Origin of the sequence: Adlercreutzia sp. DFI.6.23 (assembly GCF_024462535.1) — a bacterium.
In the GTDB taxonomy this organism is placed as follows: Bacteria; Actinomycetota; Coriobacteriia; order Coriobacteriales; family Eggerthellaceae; genus Adlercreutzia; species Adlercreutzia rubneri.
Genome location: NZ_JANGBP010000003.1, coordinates 229,549 through 247,334 on the forward strand (window position 1 = coordinate 229,549; position 17,786 = coordinate 247,334).

Below are 17,786 nucleotides of genomic sequence, written 5' to 3' on the forward strand. Positions count from 1 at the left end.
ATGACGAAGCTCGCTATTGGCATTGATTTGCATCGCTGCATCGGCTGCAACACCTGCGCGCTGGCCTGCAAGATGCAGAACAACGTGCCCGATGGCATGCTGTGGAACCGCGTGCTCACCGAGGGGTGCGAGCGCTTCGATAGCGCCGAGGGCACGTATCCGAACCTTTCGCGCACCTATCTGCCGCTGGCGTGCCAGCATTGCGAGAACCCGGCGTGCGAGCGTGTGTGCCCCACGGGCGCCACTTATAAAGACGACAAGGGCCGCGTGGAAATCGACTACGACAAGTGCATCGGCTGCCGTATGTGCATGGCCGCCTGCCCCTATAACGCCCGCACGTTCAACTGGAACGATCCGGTGCGCGCCACCGGTGCCTCCTACGGAGATGCCCGCGTGCCCGAGCGCGCCCGCGGCGTGATGGAGAAGTGTACCTTGTGCAAGGAGCGTACCGACGAGGGCGACGAGCCTATGTGCGTGCGCTGCTGCCCGGCCGATGCCCGCATCTTCGGCGACCTGGACGACCCGGATTCCGCCGTGTCGCGCTTGCGCCGTGATCAGGGCGCTGAGGTGTTGTTGGAAGATAAGGGCACGCGCCCGCAGGTCTTTTACGTTCGCTAGGAGGGTGCTATGACTTCTGTGATGAAAAACCCGCTCGTGGTGGGTTCGGGCGCCATCGCCCTTGTGGGTATCGGCGTGTACGTGTACCAGCTTCTGTTCGGCCTCGGCATCACGGGCATGAACAACTCCACCAGCTGGGGGCTGTACCTTACCTGCTTCATGTTCTTCGTGGGCCTGTCGGCCGGCGGCCTCATCGTGGCCTCGTCGGCCTCTATCTTCGGCATTAAGAAGTACAAGGCCGTGGCGCTGCCCGCTGTCATCCTGTCGCTCGTGTGCATCTGCTGCGCCGGCATCTGCGTGCTGGTGGACCTCGGCGGCATCCAGCGCATCTGGCGCATGTTCACGGGGCTGAACTTCCTGTCGCCTCTGGCCTGGGACATGATCGTCATCACCTGCTACCTGGTCATCAATCTGGTGTACCTGTATTTCATGTGCTCGCGCAAGGCCGATCCGGCGAAGGTGGCCGTGGTGTCGCGCTTCGCTCTGCCGGTGGCCATCCTCGTGCACTCCGTGACGGCGTGGATCTTCGGCTTGGAAGTGGCCCGCGAGGCGTGGCACACCGCCATCTTGGCGCCGATCTTCGTGGCCTCCGCACTCGATTCCGGCCTGGCGCTTCTGGTGCTGGCCCTGCTCGGCCTGCGTGCTCGTGGCGTGTTCGAGACGACCGACGAGCTCCTCACGAGCTTGGCCGGGCTCTTGTGCACCTGCATCGCCGTGGATGCCTACTTCATCGGCTGCGAGATCCTGACGACGGCCTACAACGGCACCGAGGGCGGCATGGCCGTGATCAACACCCTGCTGTTCGGCGGCACGGCCCCGTTCTTCTGGTTCGAGGTGATCTGCGGCTTGATCATTCCCTTCTGCCTGCTGGTGTTCGCGAAGAACCGCCGCAACATGAAGGTGGTCGGTGTGGCTTCCGCGCTGGTGGTGGCCGGCGTGTTCTGCAAGCGCTGCTGGCTCATGTTCACCGGCTTCGCCGTGCCCAACATCGTGGGCGGCAACGGCATCACCTTGGGCACCACGGCCGCGCAAGCGGGCGGCGCTGCCGACATGTGGACGCTGATGGGCACCTACGCGCCGACGGTTCCCGAGATCGTGCTCACCGTGGGTATCTTCGCTTTGGGCATCTGCGCCTTCACCGTGCTCTGTCAGAAGCTGCTGAAGAAGTAGCGCTGCGCCGAAGTAGCGTTGAGCTGTGGCGCAAGAGGAGCGCTGGGAAATTTTAAGCCCCGAATCGACGGTTTTTACGGAAGAACCGTCGATTCGGGGCTATCTTTTTGCCCGTTTGCGAGAAGATGGGTCTTTTTTAGCCTCAAAATCACGGTTGTTCCGTAAAAACCGTTGATTTGCGGCTACAAAATCTTCTGAAAGCCCTTGACCCTTACGGAACGTGAGGGTTTATGCTGGTCTTGGCAAGGCGAGATGAGCGATCTCGCGAAGAAGCGGAAGCGAAGGCGCTGGGAGCAAAAACGCTGGGAGCGAAGGCGCCGAAAGCGAAGGCGCTGGAAACGGAAGCGCTGGAAGCGAAGGAAGACGAAAGGGAGGCGGAGGTGGGAGCGGCCAAAATGCCACGTGTGCAAAAGAAGCGAAGGACGCAAGCGGAAGGGACCTCGTATACCGTGGGTTCGCTGGCGAAGCTGGCCGGCGTGACCGTGCGGGCGCTGCACCATTACGAGGACGAGGGGCTGCTGCATCCCGAGCGCACGGCCAGCGGCTATCGCCGTTACGGTGCGGCGGATGTGGAGCGGCTGCAGCAGATTCTGCTGCTGCGGTCCTGTGGGCTCTCTCTCGGCGCCATTCGCGACGCCTTCGCTGATGACCGTTTCGACTTCCGTGCGGTGCTCACCGACCACCTTGCCACGTTGCGCGCACGGCAAAAAGAATTGGAAACTCTGATGGGAACGGTGGAGAAGACCATCGCGTCCCTGGAAGGAAGATGCACTATGACCGATAAGGAACGATTCGAAGGCATGAAGGCCCGGGCCATTGCCGAGAACGAAGAGCACTACGGCGCCGAGGTACGCCGACGTCACGGAGATGCGGCCATGGACGCGGCCAACGAGCGCATGGCCGGCATGACCGAGGCAGAGTGGAACGACGCCAAGGCCTTGGAGGCGGCCATCCTCGAGCAGCTGGTGCAGGCGAAGGCGACGGGCGACCCGACAGGCGAAGCGGCTCGGGAGTTGTGCGCCATGCACGCTCGCTGGCTGCAAATGCACTGGGGCGAGGGGACCTATTCTCCAGCGGCCCATGCCGCCCTGGCCGAGGGCTACGTGGCCGATCCGCGTTTCACGGCCTACTACGACGGCTCGGTAGGCGAAGGCGCGACGGCCTTCCTGCGCGACGCACTTGTGGCTTGGTGCGCCGAGCAATAACCCTTTGAGCGATGCGCGGTTTGCCTGGGGTTCCCTGGTGAGCTTGCCGCAAGGTACGATGGCGTCGGTCCCGGGTAGCCATGTGCGCCCGGGGCCTTTCAGCTAATTAGGGGTTGACGTCGGCATCTCTGCCGGCTCCCCCAGCTCCACTGTGTAGAGCGGCTTGTATTCGGCGCCGTCGCGGGAAAGCGTGCTCTTGAACAGTGTGACGGTGCGGGCGTGCGCCGGCAGCGGGAAGGCCAGTGGCGGTAGGGGCTTTTTCGGAATGCGCACCCGGCGCCCCAAGGTGATGTGAGGGCGGAAAGGCTTCGGGTCGAAGGGAACGTCGCGGGCGGTGAGTTCTTCGCGAACACGTTCGGCCAGGGCCTGAAGGGCCGGGTCGGGCGCCACGCCCAGCCAGAGCGTCGCGTCGGCGGGGCGGCCGAACTTTCCCAGGCCGTCGGGCGCAAGCGAAACAGGAGCCGAGCCAGCGCAAGCCACATCGAGGGCGTCCATGGCCCGACTTGCTTCGGCATCATCGATGTCGCCGAGGAAGGCCAGCGTCAGATGGTAGGTGCTGCGGTCGAGAAAACGTCCCTCCAAAGATGCGCTTAGTCGGCGCGCTGCAGCCGCCGTGTCATCCGCGAAGTCGGCGGGTAGTTCCAGGGCGATGAATGCGCGCATGGCGATCCTCCGTTTCTCGATGCTGGTACGCTGGTGTGGCGGTGTGGCAGGATGATGGGCGAGCTGCTCCGCTTCGCTCCCCCTCTCGTCCCGTACTTTCTAAGCGCTCGGCGTTTCGGTCATGAACAGGATGCCGAGGGTGCCCGGTCCGCAGTGACTCGAAATGGTGCAGCTGGCCGTGGTGGTGTAGATGGTGCGGAATCCGCGCTCTTCCAGCATGCGGCGCACGGCGTCGGCAATCTCGTCGCTCACGCCGGAGTGGGTGATGAAGATCTCGTCCTTCACGATGTCGGGGTAGCGCGCCAGGGTGTCGCTCATGTAGCGCTCGAGCACTTTCTCCTGCTTGCCGCGGTAGAGCTTGCCCACCTTCATGGCGCCGCTCTGGTTGTCCACGAGGATGCCCGGCCTGCAGCTGAGCTTGCCGCCCAGGTAAGCTACCAGTGTGGGGCACCGGCCGCCGGCGGCGAGGAATTCCATGGTGTCCAGCACAAACGACGCATGGGATCGGCTGTGCAGATCGGCTGCCTCGCGGGCGATGTCGGCGGCGCTCATGCCGGCATCGCGCATGCGGCACGTCGCGAGCACCTGCAGGCCGATGCCGGTCGAAAGACTCTTGCCGTCGATGACGTAGACGCCCTCCATGTCGGCCGCCGCAGCGCTCGCGTTCTCGTAGGCGGAGGAAAGCGCGCTGCCCAAGTTGAAGTGGACGACCTGCGAGCCGTCGGCCACAAGCTCGGCGAAGTGCTGCCGGTAGGCCTCCGGCGAGCAGGCGCCCGTTTGGGGCAGCGACTTGTCCTCGTAGAAGCCGTCGAAGAGCACCTGGGGCGTGATGTCGATGTTGTCCAAGTGGTCGCGCCCGCGGAATTCGATGTGAAACGGAAAGCTGCGAACCTGGTAGTGCTCCCGCTGTTCCGGCGAGAGGTCGCACGTGCTGTCCGCGCTGATGATGACGTTAGGCATGGTCACTTCCTTCAAAGGAGGTTGAAAAGTTGAAATGCATTGTATCGCTATTGTGGACAGTGGATGTCCTAAACGCGTCTCTGGCTTTTCTTGTAAGCGAGGCGAGCCTATGCAGGCGTTATTGCGCTCGTGCTACAATGGCTGAACTGTTTTGCGCGAATTGAAGGAGGTCGTTTCATGGTGGAGATCGCTGATCTGCGCGATTGCGCTCCGAGCGGCCTTTTCTATGGAGGGCGCGCGGGACAGAAAGAGGGCATTCTCATCGAAGGGGAGCCCTGGATTGCCAAGTATCCGCGCACGACGCGGGATTTGATGGGCAAGCATCTACCCTCGTACACCTCAAGTCCTGTTTCCGAATATCTGGGATCGCACATCTACGAGCTTTTGGGCATTCCCGTGCACGAGACAATGCTGGGATACCGTGCCGGGAAGATCGTCTGTGCCTGCCGCGACTTCACGTTCCCGAACGCGCGGCTCTTCGAGTTCAAGGAGATCAAGAACGCCCTTTCCGATGACGATGCCGGGTTCAGTTCCGCTCCGTCCGATGGCGAGGTCATCCTGCTCGGCGACGTGCTGGCCGCTATCGAAACGTCCGATTTACTGCGCAGGGTGCCGGGCGTACGTGAGCGGTTTTGGGACATGTTCGTGGCGGACGCCTTCATCAAGAACCCCGATCGCAACAACGGGAATTGGGGCGTTCTCATGACGGCGCCGATGACCTACGAGCTGGCGCCGGTCTACGACATGGGCAGTTCTCTCTTCAGCAAGCGCAGTCCGAGTGTGGCGGCGCGTCGCCTGGGCGACGAAGAGGCCGAGCGCGAGGACGCCTTCGGAACGAACGTCTCGTGCTATCGGCTGCCGGATGGCGAAGGCGGCAGCGTCGCGATCCACCCCTTCGAGTACATGGCGAAGACGTCGAACCCCGATCTGACCGCCGCCATCAAGCGCTTTGCGGCAGCCGTGGACATGGAGGCCATCGACGGACTCATCGACAGCGTGCCCGAGGAGGCCTACGGCGTCGTGCTTCTATCGGAATCGATGCGCGAGGAGCACAAGCGGCTTCTGAGAAAGCGTCTCGAAGAGGGTATTCTTCCGCTTTCGTAGATTGAGGGGGGCCGATGCTGTTTCCGGGATGGTTCCGAGCTTCGGCGGTTTCTTCGTTCTGTATTAGCTAGAACATCTTTAGCGATGATCAATTATACCTATTTGAGCGATAACCGGATGCGCAGAAGGAGTTATCTTGGCTATGGACGAGCTTGAATCCGAAGGGCGGTTGTACCGCAAGACAAAGTGCGGATGGGTTGATAGCGGTTCCTGCAGGGTTAATGATGCGATAGCGCGCAGATTAGACAAAGTCTTTTACGGGAAAGAATCGTCTTCTGCGAGTATCAAGGAGCTTTTTACCCGGGCAAAACAGGCAAATCAAATGCAGGATTACCCGAATGCTGAAAGGATTTGCCTGGAAATACTCAAGCAAAAAGGCTTGCCCCAGGAAGAAGCGCAGGGGGCGATCGCGATGCTGTTCTCTGCATTACGAGCGCAGTCGTCTTCTGCCGGCACATCTCTTCAAATAATTAAGTTAGCGGAGGGCTTTGCCTTGCAATTTGGAGTTTCGCTATTCAGAAGGTCTCTCTACCGCAGCTTCTTCAGGAGCGCCCAGGCGCGTTGTTTGTCGGCGGGGGTGTTCATCATGCCTTCGAAGTCTTGGAAGATGGCGGCGGTGCGGCCCATCAGGCGATTGTCGGCATCCAGGGTCACCGGTGTGCGGTAGGCGGCCGAAAGCGCCTCGGCGGCGAAGGCGTCGCAGGCCACAAGCGCCACGGGGTCGAGGCCTTCCACGATGGTTCGCACGTCTTCCGCGCCCAGCTTGCCCTCGGCGGTTTCCACGACCACCTGCGCCAGAGGGGCAGTGCCGAACTCCAAGCTCACCGCCGATTTCTCTAGGGCCTCCAAGGCTGCGTCGCCCAAAGGGGTCTCGCTCAGCACGAGCAGCGTGGAGGTTGGCGCGCCGGTCAGGTGGCTGCCGTACAGCATGAGCACCGATTCGCCCGTTACCTCAAAAATGTTACTTTTCACGGAAGAAATCACACTCCCTCTTGCGCTGCGCTCGCACTCGCGATAAAACATTCCTGTATATAGTAGCAAATTCCAAGGAGGCGCCCATGTGCACCAATGGAGTCAACACCGGCCAGCTGGAAATGATGATCGACCAGATCGACGACCACATTAAGCTCGAGCGCCGCCATGCGCACGATCTGGGGCATTTGGCCTCCGACGCCGGGTTTGCCACGGTGGGGGAAAAGCTGCATGACGTGATGCGCCTGCTCGACGAGGTGCGCGCCGCACTTGACGAGGCCAAAGAGGCCATGGAAGATGACGCGAAGGATGCCGCCGGCTTCACCGTCGCCCGCGTCTAGGCGGCGCGACCGATGAGCAACGACCTTGTTCGTTTCTCCGTGGCCATGCCCGAGGGGCTGCTCATGGAGTTCGACCAGCTGGTGGCTCGCCGCGGCCTGGCGAAGAACCGCAGCGAAGTGGTGCGCGATTTGGTGCGCGACGCCCTCGTGGAAGAAGAGTGCGCAACGCCTGGGGGCCTTGTCATGGGCACGCTCACCATTATTTACGACCACCACTCCAACGATCTGCAGGAGAAGCTGCACACCATTCAGCACGACTACTTCGACACCATCATCTCCACGATGCACGTACATGTGGACGAGCATATGTGCTTGGAGGTTATCGTCATGCGCGGTGAAACGGGCCTCGTGCAAAGCGTGGCCAACCTCATTTTGGGCACCAAGGGCGTGAAGAACGGCAAGCTGGTGCTTACCACCACGGGAAGGTTTATGTAATGGCAGACGAGAAGGTAATGCTGGGGCATGGTTCCGGCGGTTCCATGATGAAGCGCATCATCGACGAGGTGTTCTTCGAGGCCTACGGCACCGACGAGCTTCTGCGCGGCGATGACGCGGCGGTGCTGCCGGCCCTCGCGCCGGGTGAGCGCATCGCCTACTCCACGGACAGCTTCGTGGTGACGCCGCATTTCTTTCCCGGCGGCGACATCGGCCGTTTGGCGGTGTGCGGCACCGTGAACGACGTGGCCACCTCCGGCGCCCGCCCGCTGTATCTCTCCTGCGCCTTCATTCTGGAAGAGGGCTTTCCCATGGATGACCTGCGCCGCATCTGCGCTTCCATGGCCGAGGCGGCGCGCGAGGCCGGCGTACGGTTCGTCACCGGCGACACCAAGGTGGTGAACCGGGGCCATGGCGACGGCATCTATATTAATACGAGTGGCGTGGGCGCTCTCGCCGAGGGCGTGAACTTGGGCGGCGCGCAAATTCGTCCCGGTGATGCAGTGCTGGTGAGCGGCACCCTGGGCGACCATGGCATCACCATCATGAGCTGCCGGGAGGGCTTGAATTTCTCCGCGAACATCGAAAGCGATGCGGCACCGCTGAACCACCTCATCGCCGATGTGCTGGCCGCGGCGCCGCACACCCGTTGCTTCCGCGATCCCACGCGCGGCGGCATTGCCTCGACGCTGAACGAGCTGGCCGAGCAGTCCGGCACCGACATCACCGTGGACGAGGATGCCATTCCCGTGAAGGACGCCGTGCTGGGCGCCTGCGAGATGCTCGGCTACGACGTGATGCAGGTGGCCAACGAGGGCAAGATGGTCTGTGTGGTGGCCGCCGATGAGGCTGAGGCGGCGTTGGCCGCCATGCGGAAGAGTCCCTATGGTGACGACGCCGCCATTATCGGGCGCGTGACCGAGGCCGACCCGGCCCGCGGCCCCAAGGTGTTCCTGCGCACCGCTTTCGGTAGCACCCGCATCTTGGACATGCTCGTCGGCGAGCAGCTTCCCCGTATTTGCTAGTTCGTTACGCACTCCTTAGCCGCCCCCTGAAAAGTTTTCTATTTCTACTTGCGCTTTGGCTCTTTCATGGTATCTTGCGCAGTGAAGTAACGGGGGGCGGAAAGCCCCTGCTTCATAGACGAGGATTATCACCCGAGAACGAAGGAGCTTCCCATGTCTCATCCCGTAATTGAAGCTGACGAGTGCATCGGCTGCGGCATCTGCGTTGACGCGTGCCCCCAGGAAGTGCTCGAGGTCGTCAATGGCGTTGCCGACGCCGTGAACGAGGAAGCTTGCATCGCTTGTGGCGACTGCGTCGAGGAGTGCCCCATGGGTGCTATCCCGGAGATCGTCGAGGACTAACTCTCAATTTTCGGTAAGTGCGATTGAACGCGGAGTCTTCCGGAGTCTCTTTTATCGAAATCCATTGAAAGCCCGTTGCTGCTGCAGCGGGCTTTCTTGCGAATTGAGTAAATGAACACGCAAAATGAGGTAGCCTGTCGTACCTTAAAGGGGTAAAATTGGCGAAATGAAAATGAGTTGCCCCACGAGAAGCAACATTCAGGAGTCACGTCGTATGCGAAAGAGCAACTGGATCATAGCCGCTGTGCTTCTGCTGGCTTCCGTTGCCTTCCTCTGGATTTGGCATGCGTTGCAGTTCGATCTCGTGGACAACCCTCTCGATATCGTGGTGACGGTTGTCTGGTGGGTCGTTATTGTCGCTGCCTGCGTTGCCATTCACTGGGCCGAAAAGAAGCGTCAGGAACGGATCCGCACAATCTTCGTTGCGCCGGGGCTGCTCTACAACAGCGAGATGGGAGTGGTGCGTCTGAGCCCCGATGATGAGGTGGTCGACGCGTTGCAGGCGATTCTCTCGAACCTTACCTATGGGTTCGAATTAGCCGAGCTGCCTGCCAACTCACGAGTGCGCTTCCAGCGCATCGTGCATTCCTCGAAGTTCGGCGATGCGGGAGCCACCTGGGAGGGCGATGTCGTGGAGGTTTCACGCCCCGATCGCCCCAGGGAGTTCCATGATCGCAATGAATTGGCCTCTCTGGTTCGCGGCGCCGTTTAGCAAATTTCTCTGAAGGACTTTCCTTATGGCGGCTTCGGCCGCTTTTTCTTGCCTGTCATTTCCATTTCAGAACAGAAGAATGACAAATTCATATCAAATGCAATGTCATTACCCTATCAATATCCTATCAACTTACCGCAAAAGCGACTTCCTCTTTAAAGCTGCGTAGAATTCTCATCGATATTGAAATCACTCTGCATTATGCGTATCGCCGGTGTTTTCGGTATCGCACTCACAGCCTGAAATGTGAGGATGCAAGGCGGCGAAAAAGCCGCCGGGGTTAAGGAGAAGTTGGTGGAAATGAACACAATACAGCGATTCGCCGACGCGCGTAACTGCCTCGAGGGAAAGATCGTGGCGGTCGCGCTCTCTCTGCTTATGGCGCTCTCGTTCCTGAACGTCTCGGTGTTTGCCGATGCTGCGCTGGCCGTCGAAGGCTTCGATGGTGAAGTGGGCGAGAAGACGACGGAGCCAACGCCGCCTGAAAATGCTCCGGAGAAGGCGTCCGAGAGCGTTTCGACGCCGACGAATGATGGCGCCAGCGAGACGCCCGCCCAGAAAGACGACGGCCCCCTCGATGCTCCGACGTCCGATGGCCTGCAAAACAATGCGGCCGTCCTGACCGTCGACACCGATGATGTGACGGTGGAGCTGACCGCTGCGGGTGCGCTTCCCGAAGGAGCGCGGCTGACGGTTGATGTGGCGGTAAACGACGAAGGCAAGACCGCCATGGAGAAGGCTCTGGAAGAGGGATACGGGCTGTACCGCATCTACCGCCTCGGCCTTGTTGACGAGGCAGGCGATCCGCTCACGCTTTCTGACATGGGCTACCGCGTTACCGTGACGTGGAATGGCATGTTTGCGGGCGAAATGAAGGCGTATCGCATTGATGGCCCCGACACGGTCACTGAAATAACGCTGGAAAAGCCCCTTACGACTCAGGGCGATATCAATCCCAACGCTCTCACGTTCTCCACTGATGTGCTCAATGCTCCCTTTGCGTTCGCCATGCCGACGCCCAGTGACGATGAGGGCGACAAGCCGAACGGGCCTGCCGACCCGACCAATCCTGAGCAGTCCGTAATTCCGGGTGATGAGAACGTCGGTGAAGGTGATGGCGACAACGCCGAAAATGACAACGGTTTCGGCAAAGAAGGCGACGTGCCCGGCACCGATAACGGCGATACCGGTACAGGCGCTGACGCTGACGTGGACGCTCCCGAGCAGCCTGCGCTGTCCGAGCCCGCCGCGAACAAGCCCGTCGATGACTCGGACAACGAGCATCAGCTCACCCTGTATGTGGGCGAGGTTCGCGATCTGCACCGTTTTGCCGCTTCTGGCGGCACGTGGGCTTCCGAAAACCCGGCTGTGGCCGAGGTTGCCACCACGGGCAAGGTGACAGCGGTCGCTCCGGGAGACGCGGTGGTGCGCTGCGGCGAGGTTACGATCAACGTCACGGTGCGTCCGGCTCTGACCGAAGACGCCGAAGGCCCCCAGCTTGCCTACTTCTACTTCCTGCCGCCCTCCGAGAATGGTTTGAACGGCGGTGCCGCGGTGGCGGCTGGCAGCGACATGAGCGGCGCTACGTTCCTCGGGTCGGGCGCCGCGCAACTGCCCTCGGGCTATGACGGACACAGCGCCCTGCTCAATGGCACGGTGCTGCCTCTCAGCAAGGATGCCAACGGCAACGAGATCCGCAACAATTACGACGTGCAGGTTGTTCCCGGTACCTTCACCATCGGCCCGGCCGGCTCTACGGTGGTGCCGCCGCGCAACCCGCTTCTGCCGCCGCGTTCGAGCCTGGGCGCGGGCATGCCGGCGGGGGCCACGACTCCGGCTGATGCCATTGCCGGCGTGGTGACGACGATGGTCGGAAGCCAGCGCGCTGCTGCCGTGGCCGAGCAGTTCGGGGCTGTGGCGGGCATCATTCTCGACGAGGACGTCCCCATGGCCGCAAGCGTCTCCTTCGATAACGAGGAGCCCACGGTGACGCGTGTCGGCGGCGAGGTCATCGAGGACGACGCCACGGCTCTGGGCGCCTTCGACGAGCCCCACTGCTGGGTGCACTGGGTGATGCTCATTGGCGTTCTGCTCACGGTGGGCTACGCTGCCGTGGTAGTGGCGAACCGCCTCGGTTACGCCCGCAGGATTGACGACTTCAACAACTCGCTTACCAGCACGGTTACGACGGGAACCGAAGATACTCGCGCGGCCCGAGTCGCCCATAAGGCCTAAGGGCGCAAGCGGCCGCAGAGGCCGACGAGTCGCACGGATCAGGACGCGCGACCGGCGGCCAACTCCATGGACTGCCCGCACGGATCAGGACGTGCGGGCAGTCTTGTTTTCAGATCTGGTTGAGCAAGTTCGAAGAAGGGTGCGACGGGCTACTGAACCTGCCAGAACCCCGACTTGTCCGAGCCGATGCGGGCAATGAGCCCCAAATCGCGCAACCGGCGGAAGCTGCGGCGCACGGTGCTCTCGCTGATGTTGAGGTTCTTGGCGATGCGCGGCGCGGTGAGGCGCCCGTCGATGTCGAGCATGGCGAGCACTTTCTCGTCATTCAGCGTGAGGCTCGTGTCCTGCTGGGTCGCCCGGGCTCGTGCCGTCTGCTGCACTTCGGGCAGGTCAGCTCGGGCCACTGGTGCGGCGCTGATGGCGTTCGCGTGCGTTATCGAGGCGGTCAAAAGGCTGTCTGAATCCATGGGAAAGCACACCATAGTCTCGTCGTCGCGTAGTTCGAAGATGGGCTCGGGCGTGCCGGCTTCCATGCAGCTCATGCGGATGCGCGAGACCCCGTTGCTCCAGCCGTCGATGATGCCGAGCGAGCGCAGGGCCGCCACGAGATTGGGGTTGTTGGGCCGCGATGTGTGGCGTCCGAGGAGCGCGCCCACGGTCCAGGTGCGGGGCGGTCGGCCCACGTTGTCGATGCAGAGGCGGTCGGTGAACACGCTCACCTGCACGGGGGCGCCGCTGTCGTAGTTCTTATGGGCGAGCGCGTTGAGCACGGCTTCGTGCACCGCATCCCGAGGCGGTCGACCATGGCCACCGGCGGTGCCGAGACGGTAGGTGCCGTGCGGGGCCGGCTCCTCTTCCGGTAGGTACTTCTCAAAGAGCAGCTCGACGGTTGAGTGCACTTGCTCGATGAGGGAACCGAAGACCTCGTCCTCGTAGATGGGCGTGCCGCCGTGGCTTCCGAAAAACCCGATGCGCACCGTGGCGCCGGGAATGTACTGGTGCGGTCGGTTGTGCAGCAAAAGGATGCCGGCATTGGTGGGAGTGCCGACGCCGGTCATGAGGCCCGCATGGCGTAGCGTCTGCTCGATGGCCGAGGCTTCGTCGAGGTCGACGGTGAGGTCGGTATCACGAGCCGCGCCGGTGAAGCGCGTGACGAGGCCCATGTTCAAATCGTCCAGACTGGCCTGCACCACAGGACGCTGCTCCCATTTGACGTCGACTTCCATGTCGCGCTGCATGAGCCGATCGAGCGCCTCGTCGTCAAGGATGTGGTTCTCGCCATCTTTATAGAAGAAGAAAATACCGCGGAAGCTGATAGGGTCATTGGCCGGCGGAATAACCACCTCCAAACAGAAACGACCGCTATCGAGCACCAATTCCACCGCGCAGGTGAGGTTGAGCGATTGCGCGATAAGCCCGGGAATGGTTTTCATGAGGCGGCTTGTGCGTCGCTTCACGGCGCCGCGGCTGTCTACGTCGGCATCCAGAATGAGGCGACCTCCACCGGCGTTGGCGATGCCGCAGACCAGCTCGAGGCATTCCGTGTCACGCCAAGTGGCCCGGCGCGCGATAGGAAGCGAAGATTCGGATGGGAGCATAATGGCCTCTCTTACCCTGGCAGTACCGTCGCATTACATTATATATAAACAGCAGCTCTCTGTTCGACGACGAGAAGAAGGGAATGCCGGGCTCGTTTTGCAATGAGCGATCGACTCATAGACATAAATCATTCATATATCGCTTCACGAGAAGCGCTTAGGAAAGTGAAGAGGCACGCACTCAATTTCTTTGAATTCCCCCTGATAACAGCATTGTTTTAGTTTGGCAACAGAAGCTTCGTGTCGTGTCTGCACCATATTTCGGCGCGTATTGTGCTGGGAAGTGAGCTTGTCTCACTGAATGTTGTTGAGAAAACTTGACAGCACCAGACTAAGGTTTTATAGTGCATCTCAACATCATTCATCTATACGTGAAACTGTGAAAGCGAGGCAGTACACAATGGCTAAGATTCTTGGCATCGACTTGGGCACGACGAACTCCGCCATGGCCGTCATGGAGGGCTCCGAGCCCGAAATTCTGGTGAACGCCGAGGGCGATCGCACCACCCCGTCTGTGGAGGGCTTCCGCAAGGACGGCGAGCGCGTCGTCGGCAAGGCCGCGAAGAACCAGGCGGTCACCAATCCTGAGAACACCGTCTCTTCCGTGAAGCGCTTCATCGGCCGCTCCTACGACGAGACTCCCGAAGAGCAGAAGACCGTCAGCTACAAGGTCCAGAAGGGCAAGGACGGCCGTGCGGTCATCGATATCGACGGCAAGGACTACACCCCCGAGGAGATTTCCGCCATGGTGCTTCAGAAGCTGAAGACCGATGCGGAGAAGCAGGTGGGCCAGCCCATCACCCAGGCCGTCATCACCGTGCCGGCTTACTTCAACGACGCTCAGCGTCAGGCCACCAAGGACGCCGGTAAGATCGCCGGTCTGGAGGTCCTGCGCATCATCAACGAGCCGACCGCTGCGGCGCTCGCTTACGGCCTCGACAAGGTCGACCATGACGAGAAGATCCTCGTCTTCGACCTGGGCGGCGGCACCTTCGACGTGTCCGTGCTCGAGCTTGGCGATGGCGTGTTCGAGGTAGCCTCCACCGCTGGCGACAACCACCTGGGCGGCGACGACTGGGATCAGCGCATCATCGACTGGATGGCCGACAAGTTCCAGGCCGAGAACGGCATCGATTTGCGTAAGGACCCCATGGCCCTGCAGCGTCTGAAGGAAGCGGCTGAGAAGGCGAAGATGGAGCTGTCCTCCACCACGCAGACCAACATCAATCTGCCCTTCATCACCGCCGACGCCTCCGGCCCGAAGCATCTTGACTACACGCTGACCCGCGCCGAGTTCGAGCGCATCACCAAGGATCTGCTCGACCGCTGCAAGAAGCCGGTGGAGCAGGCGCTGAAGGACGCCGGCCTGAAGATGGGCGAAGTTGACGAGGTCATTCTCGTCGGCGGCTCCACCCGTATGCCGGCCGTGCAGGAGCTCGTGAAGCAGCTGACCGGCAAGGCCCCGAACATGTCCGTGAACCCGGACGAGGTCGTGGCCATGGGCGCCGCTGTTCAGGGCGGCGTGCTCGCCGGCGACGTGCAGGGCATCCTGCTGCTCGACGTCACCCCGCTGTCCCTCGGCGTTGAAACCATGGGCGGCGTGATGACCAAGATGATCGAGCGCAACACCACCATCCCGACCCGCAAGACCGAAATCTACTCCACAGCGGCCGACAACCAGACCTCCGTCGAGGTGCACGTCCTGCAGGGCGAGCGCGAGATGGCCGCGGGCAACAAGACCTTGGGCCGCTTCCAGCTGACCGGCATTCCGGCTGCCCGTCGTGGCGTGCCGCAGATCGAGGTTACCTTCGACATCGACGCCAACGGCATCGTGAACGTGTCCGCTAAGGATCTCGGCACCGGCAAGCAGCAGCAGATCACCATCTCCGGCTCCACGGCCCTGTCCGACGACGAAGTGGACCGCATGGTGAAGGACGCCGAGCAGCACGCCGAAGAGGACGCCGCTCGCAAGGAAGAGGCCGAGGTGCGCAACAACGCCGACGCTCTGGTGAACGCCACCCAGCAGACGCTGGACGAGCTGGGCGACAAGGTTCCGGCCGACGCCAAGACCCAGGCCGAGGAGGCCATCGCCGAAACCAAGAGCGCTCTTGAGGGCACCGACGTCGACGCTATCAAGGCGGCGACCGAGAAGATCCAGCAGGCCGGCTACAAGCTCGCCGAGGTCGTGTACTCCACCGAGGGTGCAGCCGCCGGCGCCCAGGCAGCCGCTGCCGAGACGGCTCCGGCCGATGACACCATCGAGGCCGACTACGAGGTCGTCGATGACGAGAACGAAGGGAAGTAAGAACGATGACTGAGCCCGAGAAGGACCAGGTCACCTCTTCTACCCAACAGGACGTGGCCGCCGATGTGGCGGCCACCGCCTCCGCCGACGACGCCCGCGCGGCCGAGGTGGTTGCCGACGCCGAGGTGATCGAGGCCAACGAGGCCGGCGAGCTGGATGCCGAGCTCGAGCAGGCCGCCGCTGAAGCGGTGGCGAGCGCGATCGAGGAATCCGAGGAGCTGGCTGCTGCCAAGGCCGAGGCCGCCGATTGGCAGGACAAGTACGTGCGCCTGCACGCCGAGTGGGATACCTACCGTCGGCGCATGGCCGAGCAGCGCGAGGCCGAGAAGGTGCGTGCCACGGAGAAGCTCATGGAGAGCCTTATCCCGGTGCTCGACGACTTCGCCCGCACGGTGGACTACGCCGAGACCAACGGCGAGACCGGCTTGCTCGGCGGCGTGAAGGCCGTGCAGACCAAGCTGTCCGATACGCTGGCCAAGGGAGGCCTGGTCTTGATCAGCCCCGCCGGTGAGGCATTCGACGCCCTTGAGTGCCAGGCCGTGGGTACGGTGGACGATCCGAGCGTTCCCGATGAAACGGTCGCGCAGGTTTACCAACCCGGATACAAAATGGGTACCAAGGTCATCAGGCCTGCCATGGTGACGATCACCACGGGCGGCCCCAAGAGGGAAAAGCCCGAAGAAGAGTAAGACGAACGAGGGCGGCCGCAGCTTGGCCGCCTTCGTGCTTGAAAGAGCAATTCTAAGTAACTAACTAAGGTAATGGAGGTGGAACGAATGGCGTCTACGCCCGATTATTACAAAACGCTAGGCGTTCCGCGCACCGCCACGGCCGATGAGATAAAGAAGGCGTTTCGCAAGCTCGCTCGCAAGCATCATCCCGATGCCGGCGGCGACGAGGCCAAGTTCAAAGAGCTGAACGAGGCCTACGAAGTCTTAAGCGACGAGAAGAAGCGCGCGCTTTACGACCAGTACGGCACGGCGAACGAGAACCAGATCCCCCAGGGATGGGGCGGTGGCCAAGGCTTTAACGTCGAGGATATCTTCGGTGGCGGTGGGGCCGGCGGCTTCGGCGGCAGTTGGGCCGACATTCTGGAGAGCATTCGCCACGGTGAAGGTGCGTTTGGGGGCAACTGGGACTTCGGCGGCGGTTTTGGCGGCCAGCCTCAGCCCCGTCGCGGCCAGGATATGAACGTGACGTTGAACGTGACGTTCGACGAAGCGTTCAACGGCACGGAGAAGCGCATCACCGTGCGCATTCCCGGCAAGAGCGAGTCCGACACCCACACGGTGAAGGTGCCCGCCGGTGCTGTCGATGGCGGCCGCGTGCGCCTGAAGGGCCAGGGAGCTCCTGGCGAAAACGGTGGTGCGGCGGGCGACTTGCTCATCACCACTAAGATTGACGCGCATCCCTACTTCGGTCGCGATAAGGCCGACGTGACGGTTGATTTGCCGATCAATGTGGCGGAGGCAGCGCTCGGTGCTTCCATCGTGGTGCCCACGCCCGACGGCAAAAAGATCAAGGTGAAGGTGCCCGCTGGCACGCAAGACGGCAAGGTGCTCACCATTAAAGGCAAAGGAGCGCCCGATCTGAAGAACAAGGGGCAGTTCGGCAACTTGAAGATTCAGATTCACGTTGAAGTGCCCACGGACATGAACGACGAGCAGAAAAAGGCCATGGAGGACTTCCTCGCCGCGACGGGAGAGGAGAAGCGCCCATGGGCCTAGATGACAAGAACCGGCCGCTGTACATGATCAGCATTGCCGCGGAACTGGCGGGCGTGCACCCGCAGACCCTGCGCTCCTACGAGCAGAAGGGTCTGGTCACGCCGCGACGCACCAGTGGCAACACGCGCATGTACTCCCAGGCCGATATCGATCGGCTCAACCTGATCAACGAGCTGACGAGCGAGGGCATCAACCTCGCCGGTGTCACGCGCATCCTTGATCTGCAGAGCCGGCTGGATGAGCGCGAGGAAGAAGTGGAAGACCTGCACGCGCGGGTGCGCCGCCTCGCCGATCGCGTTCGCGAATTGGAAACCCGCACCCCCGTCGGCGCCATCGTCCGCGTAACGCCGACGAGGCGTTTACCATAAAGGAGA

The 17,786-nt window shown here is 61.8% G+C and carries 18 protein-coding genes; 14 read left to right on the plus strand and 4 right to left on the minus strand.

Going from position 1 to position 17,786, the window contains the following annotated elements:
• The 3 genes from NE591_RS04140 (at position 1) to NE591_RS04150 (ending at position 2,993) form a co-directional block, all read left to right on the plus strand.
• Positions 1–618 (plus strand): 4Fe-4S dicluster domain-containing protein, encoded by a 618-nt coding sequence (locus NE591_RS04140; RefSeq protein ID WP_114540571.1) that lies wholly within the window; start codon positions 1–3, stop codon positions 616–618.
• 9 nt (positions 619–627) lie between these two features.
• The gene (gene nrfD, locus NE591_RS04145; protein WP_114549436.1) at positions 628–1,788 is read left to right on the plus strand and encodes an NrfD/PsrC family molybdoenzyme membrane anchor subunit; all 1,161 of its coding nucleotides are present in this window, start codon (positions 628–630) and stop codon (positions 1,786–1,788) included.
• A 449-nt stretch (positions 1,789–2,237) separates the two neighbouring features.
• Entirely contained in the window at positions 2,238–2,993 is a 756-nt protein-coding gene (locus NE591_RS04150) for a MerR family transcriptional regulator (protein ID WP_231699535.1), read from the plus strand.
• A gap of 102 nt (positions 2,994–3,095) precedes the next feature.
• Here NE591_RS04150 and thpR read toward each other — a convergent pair whose 3' ends face one another.
• Together thpR and NE591_RS04160 are read right to left on the minus strand one after the other, a co-directional pair.
• Positions 3,096–3,656 carry an RNA 2',3'-cyclic phosphodiesterase gene (thpR, locus tag NE591_RS04155; RefSeq protein WP_114540569.1) on the minus strand — a complete coding sequence of 187 codons (561 nt, stop codon included), beginning with the start codon at positions 3,654–3,656 and terminating at the stop codon, positions 3,096–3,098.
• Between the two features lie 99 nt (positions 3,657–3,755).
• Positions 3,756–4,616 (minus strand): DegV family protein, encoded by an 861-nt coding sequence (locus NE591_RS04160; protein ID WP_256156346.1) that lies wholly within the window; start codon positions 4,614–4,616, stop codon positions 3,756–3,758.
• A 177-nt stretch (positions 4,617–4,793) separates the two neighbouring features.
• On the opposite strand from NE591_RS04160, the gene NE591_RS04165 reads away from it, so the two are divergent.
• Positions 4,794–5,720 carry a HipA domain-containing protein gene (locus tag NE591_RS04165; RefSeq protein WP_231699534.1) on the plus strand — a complete coding sequence of 309 codons (927 nt, stop codon included), beginning with the start codon at positions 4,794–4,796 and terminating at the stop codon, positions 5,718–5,720.
• Positions 5,721–6,248: 528 nt separating this feature from the next.
• On the opposite strand, the gene NE591_RS04170 is transcribed toward NE591_RS04165, so the two are convergent.
• Positions 6,249–6,692, minus strand: coding sequence for a hypothetical protein (locus NE591_RS04170; protein WP_147272649.1), 444 nt, complete (start codon positions 6,690–6,692; stop codon positions 6,249–6,251).
• 86 nt (positions 6,693–6,778) lie between these two features.
• Here NE591_RS04170 and NE591_RS04175 point away from each other — a divergent pair, with 86 nt between their 5' ends.
• The 6 genes from NE591_RS04175 to NE591_RS04200 all read left to right on the plus strand — a co-directional run bounded on the left by NE591_RS04175 (position 6,779) and on the right by NE591_RS04200 (position 11,782).
• Positions 6,779–7,033, plus strand: coding sequence for a dynein gamma chain protein (locus NE591_RS04175; protein WP_114538587.1), 255 nt, complete (start codon positions 6,779–6,781; stop codon positions 7,031–7,033).
• A 12-nt stretch (positions 7,034–7,045) separates the two neighbouring features.
• Entirely contained in the window at positions 7,046–7,468 is a 423-nt protein-coding gene (nikR, locus tag NE591_RS04180) for a nickel-responsive transcriptional regulator NikR (protein WP_022738200.1), read from the plus strand.
• Positions 7,468–8,493, plus strand: a complete 1,026-nt coding sequence (hypE, locus tag NE591_RS04185; protein ID WP_114538588.1) for a hydrogenase expression/formation protein HypE — start codon at positions 7,468–7,470, stop codon at positions 8,491–8,493. Before nikR ends, hypE begins: the two co-directional genes overlap by 1 nt.
• Before the next feature lie 153 nt (positions 8,494–8,646).
• Positions 8,647–8,835 carry a 4Fe-4S binding protein gene (locus tag NE591_RS04190; RefSeq protein ID WP_022738207.1) on the plus strand — a complete coding sequence of 63 codons (189 nt, stop codon included), beginning with the start codon at positions 8,647–8,649 and terminating at the stop codon, positions 8,833–8,835.
• 214 nt (positions 8,836–9,049) lie between these two features.
• Positions 9,050–9,547, plus strand: coding sequence for a hypothetical protein (locus NE591_RS04195; RefSeq protein WP_114538589.1), 498 nt, complete (start codon positions 9,050–9,052; stop codon positions 9,545–9,547).
• Positions 9,548–9,847: 300 nt separating this feature from the next.
• Positions 9,848–11,782 (plus strand): Ig-like domain-containing protein, encoded by a 1,935-nt coding sequence (locus NE591_RS04200; RefSeq protein WP_256156347.1) that lies wholly within the window; start codon positions 9,848–9,850, stop codon positions 11,780–11,782.
• A 149-nt stretch (positions 11,783–11,931) separates the two neighbouring features.
• On the opposite strand, the gene NE591_RS04205 is transcribed toward NE591_RS04200, so the two are convergent.
• Positions 11,932–13,380 (minus strand): ATP-binding protein, encoded by a 1,449-nt coding sequence (locus tag NE591_RS04205; RefSeq protein WP_173111393.1) that lies wholly within the window; start codon positions 13,378–13,380, stop codon positions 11,932–11,934.
• Between the two features lie 400 nt (positions 13,381–13,780).
• Between NE591_RS04205 and dnaK the strand changes: the two genes are divergently transcribed.
• The 4 genes from dnaK to NE591_RS04225 all read left to right on the plus strand — a co-directional run bounded on the left by dnaK (position 13,781) and on the right by NE591_RS04225 (position 17,780).
• On the plus strand, positions 13,781–15,685 hold the full coding sequence (gene dnaK, locus NE591_RS04210; protein ID WP_173111396.1) for a molecular chaperone DnaK: 1,905 nt from the start codon (positions 13,781–13,783) through the stop codon (positions 15,683–15,685).
• Between the two features lie 5 nt (positions 15,686–15,690).
• The gene (locus NE591_RS04215) at positions 15,691–16,374 is read left to right on the plus strand and encodes a nucleotide exchange factor GrpE (RefSeq protein WP_173111398.1); all 684 of its coding nucleotides are present in this window, start codon (positions 15,691–15,693) and stop codon (positions 16,372–16,374) included.
• A gap of 87 nt (positions 16,375–16,461) precedes the next feature.
• The gene (locus NE591_RS04220; RefSeq protein ID WP_022738233.1) at positions 16,462–17,412 is read left to right on the plus strand and encodes a DnaJ C-terminal domain-containing protein; all 951 of its coding nucleotides are present in this window, start codon (positions 16,462–16,464) and stop codon (positions 17,410–17,412) included.
• Complete coding sequence (locus NE591_RS04225; RefSeq protein WP_114538594.1) at positions 17,403–17,780, plus strand: heat shock protein transcriptional repressor HspR; 378 nt, start codon at positions 17,403–17,405, stop codon at positions 17,778–17,780. The genes NE591_RS04220 and NE591_RS04225 overlap by 10 nt, the downstream gene beginning before the upstream one ends.
• The last annotated feature ends 6 nt before the right edge of the window (positions 17,781–17,786 follow it).